This window comes from Streptomyces sp. NRRL B-24085 (assembly GCF_001282115.1).
In the GTDB taxonomy this organism is placed as follows: Bacteria; Actinomycetota; Actinomycetes; order Streptomycetales; family Streptomycetaceae; genus Streptomyces.
Map to the genome: position 1 here is coordinate 1 of NZ_LJBR01000518.1, position 5988 is coordinate 5988.

Annotated in this window: 6 protein-coding genes and 1 pseudogene; 1 reads left to right on the plus strand and 6 read right to left on the minus strand. The window is 68.5% G+C overall.

Translation table 11 applies throughout. The features are described from left to right. The 3 genes and pseudogenes from AOJ26_RS44730 to AOJ26_RS38385 all read right to left on the minus strand — a co-directional run. Positions 1 to 204 (minus strand): annotated as a pseudogene (locus AOJ26_RS44730) (hypothetical protein); the annotation flags it as partial. 68 nt (positions 205 to 272) lie between these two features. Beyond that, the gene (locus tag AOJ26_RS38380; RefSeq protein ID WP_053852970.1) at positions 273 to 974 is read right to left on the minus strand and encodes a ribonuclease HII; all 702 of its coding nucleotides are present in this window, start codon (positions 972 to 974) and stop codon (positions 273 to 275) included. A gap of 82 nt (positions 975 to 1056) precedes the next feature. Continuing rightward, on the minus strand, positions 1057 to 1680 hold the full coding sequence (locus AOJ26_RS38385; RefSeq protein ID WP_053852971.1) for a TetR/AcrR family transcriptional regulator: 624 nt from the start codon (positions 1678 to 1680) through the stop codon (positions 1057 to 1059). A 187-nt stretch (positions 1681 to 1867) separates the two neighbouring features. On the opposite strand from AOJ26_RS38385, the gene AOJ26_RS38390 reads away from it, so the two are divergent. Continuing rightward, positions 1868 to 3415: an MFS transporter gene (locus tag AOJ26_RS38390; RefSeq protein WP_053852972.1), complete on the plus strand. Its 1548-nt coding sequence runs from the start codon at positions 1868 to 1870 to the stop codon at positions 3413 to 3415. A 287-nt stretch (positions 3416 to 3702) separates the two neighbouring features. On the opposite strand, the gene AOJ26_RS38395 is transcribed toward AOJ26_RS38390, so the two are convergent. From AOJ26_RS38395 to AOJ26_RS38405, 3 genes are all read right to left on the minus strand, one after another. Then, positions 3703 to 4608: an ADP-ribosylglycohydrolase family protein gene (locus AOJ26_RS38395; RefSeq protein WP_053852973.1), complete on the minus strand. Its 906-nt coding sequence runs from the start codon at positions 4606 to 4608 to the stop codon at positions 3703 to 3705. Between the two features lie 12 nt (positions 4609 to 4620). Beyond that, positions 4621 to 5280, minus strand: coding sequence for a histidine phosphatase family protein (locus tag AOJ26_RS38400; protein WP_053852974.1), 660 nt, complete (start codon positions 5278 to 5280; stop codon positions 4621 to 4623). Between the two features lie 119 nt (positions 5281 to 5399). Then, positions 5400 to 5978: a DUF4937 domain-containing protein gene (locus AOJ26_RS38405; protein WP_078960190.1), complete on the minus strand. Its 579-nt coding sequence runs from the start codon at positions 5976 to 5978 to the stop codon at positions 5400 to 5402. Positions 5979 to 5988: the final 10 nt, after the last annotated feature.

Consider the following 5988-nt stretch of genomic DNA (forward strand, 5'->3'; position numbering starts at 1 on the left):
CCCCGCAGCCACCTCTTCCCCTGCTCCGGTCCCGGCTTCGGCGGCACCCCCCGCAGGGCGGCCGGGACGAGCGGGGCGTGGCGGAGCCACGGGGCGTGGACCGGGTACGGGACGGGGGGTCGGCGCGGTGCGGCCGCTGGCCGGAGTGGCGCGGGGACCCTGGGCACTCTCGTGAATCTGAGGCTCCTCGGGAATGAGAGGCATGGGCTGATTTTTATCAAACGTTGGTGCGGCTCGCGTCAGCGGGTGGCACATCAGTGCGAGCGGAATCGTCAGAAATCGAAGCCGAGCTGGCCCTCGATTTTCGGAACGCTTCCGTCCGCCCAGCTACGGGCCTTCTTGAGGTGCCGCCACTGGGGCAGCGCATCAAGATACGCCCACGACAAGCGGTGGTAAGGGGTGGGGCCCCGAACCTCCAGCGCGGCCTTGTGCACGGGTGAGGGATACCCGGCGTTGGCCGCGAAACCGAAGTCTGCATGGTCGATACCCAGTTCGGCCATCATTTTGTCGCGCTGAACCTTGGCGATCACCGAGGCCGCAGCGACGGCCACGCAGGACTGGTCACCCTTGATGACGGTCCGGACCTTCCAGGGCGTACCGAGATAGTCGTGCTTCCCGTCGAGGATCACCGCGTCCGGCCGGACCGGGAGTGCCTCCAGGGCGCGCACGGCGGCGGTCCTCAGGGCGGCCGTCATACCCAGGTCGTCGATCTCCTCCGGAGTCGCGTGTCCCAGGGCGTACGACGTCACCCATGTCCGCAGTTCCTCGGCGAGTTCGGTGCGGCGCTTGACGCTCAGCAGCTTGGAGTCGGTGAGGCCTTGGGGCGGTCGGCGCAGTCCGGTGACCGCCGCACAGACGGTGACCGGGCCGGCCCAGGCACCTCGCCCCACCTCGTCGACACCGGCGATGATCTTCGCTCCGGTGGTGGCACGAAGAGAGCGCTCGACGGTGTGAGTAGGCGGTTCGTACGGCATGGCGCCCTTAGCGTACGCCGCTCGGATCACCCGGCGACACCCCGGTTTCCCCGGAAGGCGCCGAGACGTCCACGAGGGGCGCTCACCGTCCGTTCGACCGCAGCAGCGGCAGCACGAACTGGTCGATCATCTCCTCGAGATCCTGATCGCCCCATTCGCTACCGCGCATCTTGGAGCGATACATCATCATGGCGGGGATGGCATCGAAGACATAGTCGTTCGCCGCGTCAGGACGCACCTCGCCCCGCTGCATTCCACGGGTGATGATCTCGCGAAGCAACTTGGTGCTCGGTTCCACGACGCCGTTGAAGATCACGGCATGGAAGCGCTCCGCCTGAGCTTGATCGCATTCGTGAATGACGGAACGCAGGGCGAAGCCAGGTCGCGAGAACATCGCCTCGCGCGCCAGGCGACACAGCTCGAGCAGGTCCTCGCGCACACCGCCGAAGTCGGGGACCTCCTCGAAACGTGGCAGCCCGGCCCGGAGGGCGTCCGCGACGAGGTCCTCCTTGGACGGCCAGCGGCGGTAGACCGCGGCCTTGCCGGTCTGGGCGCCGGCGGCGACCCCTTCCATCGTGAGGCCGTTCCAGCCGACCGTGCTGAGCTGCTCCAGCGCGGCGTCGAGAATCGCACGCTCCAGCACGGCGCCGCGCCGACGGGGGGAGGCCGGCTGAGCGGGGGCGGCCGTCCAGCGCGAGGTAACCATCTGAATGTCTCCAGCGAACAGGGAAGCGGTGATTGCGGGGAGGGACGAAACACCGCGCGGCGACAAGGGGGGACACGCCGCGCGCCAACAAACTTAAGTGAACGCTTGCGTTCACTACCGGGGACTCACTACCGTTGACGCAACAGTGAACGCCACCGTTCACTAATGCGCTCGTGGGGGACCCATAGTGACAACCTCTCCGTTGATCAAAGATCAGAAACCAGGTGCGGCCCGCCGGGAAGGACGCCCCGGAATCGCGCTCGCCGTCATCGCGGCCTGCCAACTCATGGTGGTCCTCGACGCGACGATTGTGAACATCGCGCTGCCGCACATTCAAGACGCTCTCCAGTTCAGCACCACCGACCTCACGTGGGTGGTCAGCGCCTACACGCTCACCTTCGGCGGCCTGCTGCTTCTCGGCGGCCGCGCCGGTGACATCCTCGGGCGCCGCCGGGTCTTCATGACCGGCATCCTGCTGTTCACCTTCGCCTCGCTGCTCGGCGGTCTGGCCCAGGAGCCCTGGCAACTGCTGGCCGCCCGTGTGCTGCAGGGCGTGGGCGGCGCGATAGCCTCGCCGACCTCGTTGGCGCTGATCACGACCACCTTCCCCGAAGGGCCCGAGCGGAACAGGGCGTTCGGAGTCTTCGCCGCGGTCTCCGCGGGCGGCGGCGCCATAGGCCTCCTCGCGGGAGGCATGCTCACCGAGTGGCTCGACTGGCGGTGGGTGCTCTTCGTCAACGTGCCGATCGGTGTGGTGATCGCCGTCCTCACTCCGCTGTACATCAGCGAGTCCGAACGGCACAGCGGCCGCTTCGACATCGCGGGCGCCCTGACCTCCACGGGAGGCATGGCCCTGCTGGTCTACGGCTTCATCCGGGCCGCGGACGAGGGCTGGCGTGACAACCTGACCCTCGGGTCCTTCGGTGCAGCCGTGGTGCTCCTGCTCGCCTTCGCCTTCATCGAGTCGCGCGCCAAGGAGCCGATCACTCCCCTGCGGATGTTCGCCGACCGCAATCGCTCGGGCACGTACGTGATCATGCTGAGTCTCGCCGCCGCGATGTTCGGCATGTTCTTCTACATCGTGCTCTTCGTCCAGAACGTCCTGGACTACACCCCGATCGAGGCCGGTCTGGCCTTCCTTCCGGTGACGGTCGTCATCGCGCTGGGCGCGGGCCTGTCGCAGCGGTTCCTGCCGGTGCTCGGCCCCAAGCCGTTCATGCTCACGGGCTCGGCGCTCGCCGTGACCGGACTCGCCTGGCAGGCCCTCATCAGCTCCGACAGCTCCTACGTCGGCGGGGTGCTCGGCCCCATGCTGATCTTCGGTTTCGGCATGGGCCTGAACTTCGTGACGCTGACGATCACCGCGGTCTCCGGTGTGGCCCAGCACGAGGCCGGCGCGGCCTCCGGGCTGCTCAACACCACGCAGCAGGTGGGTGGTTCGCTCGGCCTGTCCATCCTGACGACGGTGTTCGGGTCGGCCAGCAAGGACGAGGCGGAGAAGCAACTGCCGCACTTCATGGCCGACGGTTCGCCGGAGCAGAAGGCGGAGTTCGCCAAGACGCACCAGCTCCCCGCCCCGTGGGGACACGAGGTGCTCGCCCAGGGCATCTCCTCGGGCTTCGTGGCGGCCGCCTCGATGGCCGTACTCGCCCTCGTCAGCGCCTGGTTGGTGATCAAGGTCCGCAAGAGCGATCTGGAGGCCCTCGCCGGCACGGCGGGCCCGGGTATCGGCTGACGGGACCGGTTTCCCGATGAGCCGCGGATGGCCGGACCAGATCCGGGGAATTGACGGCGAGGACGACGGTCCGGCCATCCGCATCAAAAGGACCAGGTACAGCAGAGAGAACAGCGTCGACCGACCCACCACCACACCCCCGCCCCTCTCGTGCATACCGCGTACCGACCCGTTCGTCGCACGGCAACTGTCATGACAACGAGCGCCCGGTTACGCAGAGTTCCCGACATACACGGAGAGTTTCAATGATGTGATCGGGGTCGGTCGATGCAGGGCAGGGGCGACTCCTACTCCGACACCCGCAACCATTCCGGAAACGCCTCGGTCCGCTGCACCCACTCGGCGGGAGGCGTTCCGGCCTCGCCCCCGGCGATCACACCGCCCACGATGGCGCAGGTCGTGTCCACGTCGCCGCCCACCTGGGCGGTCGTCCAGAACGCCTCCTCGTAGTCGCCCAGGGACCGGGCGGCTGACCACAGGGCGAACGGCACGGTGTCATGGGCCGTCGTACGGCGCCCGCAGCCCAGGACGGCCGCCACGGTGGAGGCGTCGCCGTAGTCCAGCATGTCGCGGGCCCGCCGCAGCCCCGCACCGACGGCACTCTTCGGGACGAGCGCGATGACACCGTCCAGCAGCGCACCGGGGCTGGGCGGACCACCGGGGCCGGCGGCCAGCGCGGCGGCCGCGGCGACGGCCATGGCGCCGACGACGGCCTCCCGGTGCTGGTGCGTGGGGTACGCCGAGATCTCGGCCTGGTGGGTCGCCTGCTCCGGATCGTCGGCGTAGAAGGCTCCCAGCGGCGCGATGCGCATCGCGGCGCCGTTGCCCCAGGACCCCTGCCCGTTGAAGAGGGCCGCGGCGAGCTCACGCCAGTCGCCGCCCTCGCGGACCAGCCGCAGCAGCCGGTTGACGGCGGGCCCGTAACCCCGGTCGAAGTCGTGGTGCTCGGCGAAGGAGCGGGCCAGGGCGTCCTGGTCGACGCGGTGGTGGGCGGCCAGCACGGCGACGACCGAGCAGGCCATCTCGGTGTCGTCCGTCCACTGCCAGTGGCCGGGCGGCAGCTCGCGGTTCTTCAGCAGGGGGTAGTTCACCGGCACGAAGTACTGCGAGCCCAGCGCGTCTCCCACGGCCAGGCCACGCAAGCTGGCCAGGGCGCGGTGCAGACGGTCGTCGGTGGCGGAGTCAGCGGTCATCGGTCTGCCACTCTAATCGGTGATCCCGTACGGCTCCGGCTCCCGCCAGCGCTGGAAGGGCCGGTCAAGTGCGTATTTGCCGTCGTCCCCGAGAACGAGCATCCGCATCTCCGCGTTCCCCGGATTCGACAGCGACTCGAACTCGGCGACGGTCCAGTGGAACCAGCGCATACAGAACAGCCGCATGGCCAGCCCGTGCGTCACGATCAGGACGTTCGGCGGATGGTCGGGCGCCTCGAAGCTGCGGAACAGGCTCTCCAGGAAGCCGCCGACCCGGTCGTACACGTCGGCCCCGGACTCACCCTGGGCGAAGCGGTAGAAGAAGTGCCCATAGGCGTCGCGGTACGCCTTCTGCAGACGTACGTCGTCACGGTCCTGCCAGTTCCCCCAGTCCTGCTCCCGGAGCCGGGGTTCCTCGCGCACCCGTATGAGCTCGGGGTCCAGATGGAAGGCGCGCAGGGTCTCGTGGGTGCGGCGATAGGGAGAGACGTACACGCTGACGCGTTCGCGGCCCAGCACCTCTCGCAGCCGTTTACCGGTCTCCTCCGCCTGCCGCCAGCCCCGTTCCGTCAGGGCCAGGGCGTGGTCGGGCTCGCGTTCGTACACGGTGTCATCAACATTGCCCGTTGACTCCCCGTGCCGGACAAGGACGATTCGCCGTGGTCGTGCCATGCCAAGACCCTAGATCGGGAGAGGGCGTATCGAGCACTCGTACGGGCTCCATACGGCGTAGGTCACACATTTCCCGCACCATCGTCCACCCGGAGGCGCACTTCTGGTGAGTCGGGATCTCAAACCGTCCAGGCCGGTTCGAGGTCCACGATGTCGCCCGTGAGGGCGGCGACGTCGGCCTCGGTCTGGGCCCGCAGCGCGAGCCGTTCCACGCGTTCGGTGCGGTACTTGCCGTGCTCGGCGGCCGACCGCCACATCGAGAGGACGAGGAACTCGTTACCCGGGGCCTCTCCGAACAGGCCCCGGATCATGCCGGGCGAGCCGGCCATCGCCGGGTTCCAGACCTTCTCCTGCATCAGGGTGAAGTGCTCCGCCCGCTCCTCATGGACGCGGCAGTGGGCGAACCGCACCAGGTCGGCGTCGGTGAAGCGGGGTTCGAAGCCCGTCTTCACGTCGAAGCGGTAGTCGAACAGCTTGACCTGGATGTCCTTGAACGTGCCTGACTGGGCCGCCGCGAGCCGGTCGTGGGAACGCGCCATGAAGGAGTCGTAGAAGGAACGGCTCTCCCAGAAGGAGAAGATGTGCGCCACACCCTGCCGCCCCCGGCTCCAGCCTCCGCCCTGTCCCCGAAACCCCGGCTCTCCCAGAAGCCCCGCCCACTTTCGCTGCACCCGCTCGAACCCCCGGCGGCCCACCACGGGTCAGCGA

Bases quoted from the DNA above. Each gene is read 5' to 3' on its own strand.
- AOJ26_RS38380 (WP_053852970.1), bottom strand. From the start codon at position 974: ATGCCGTACGAACCGCCTACTCACACCGTCGAGCGCTCTCTTCGTGCC.
- AOJ26_RS38385 (WP_053852971.1), bottom strand. From the start codon at position 1,680: ATGGTTACCTCGCGCTGGACGGCCGCCCCCGCTCAGCCGGCCTCCCCC.
- AOJ26_RS38395 (WP_053852973.1), bottom strand. From the start codon at position 4,608: ATGACCGCTGACTCCGCCACCGACGACCGTCTGCACCGCGCCCTGGCC.
- AOJ26_RS38400 (WP_053852974.1), bottom strand. From the start codon at position 5,280: ATGGCACGACCACGGCGAATCGTCCTTGTCCGGCACGGGGAGTCAACG.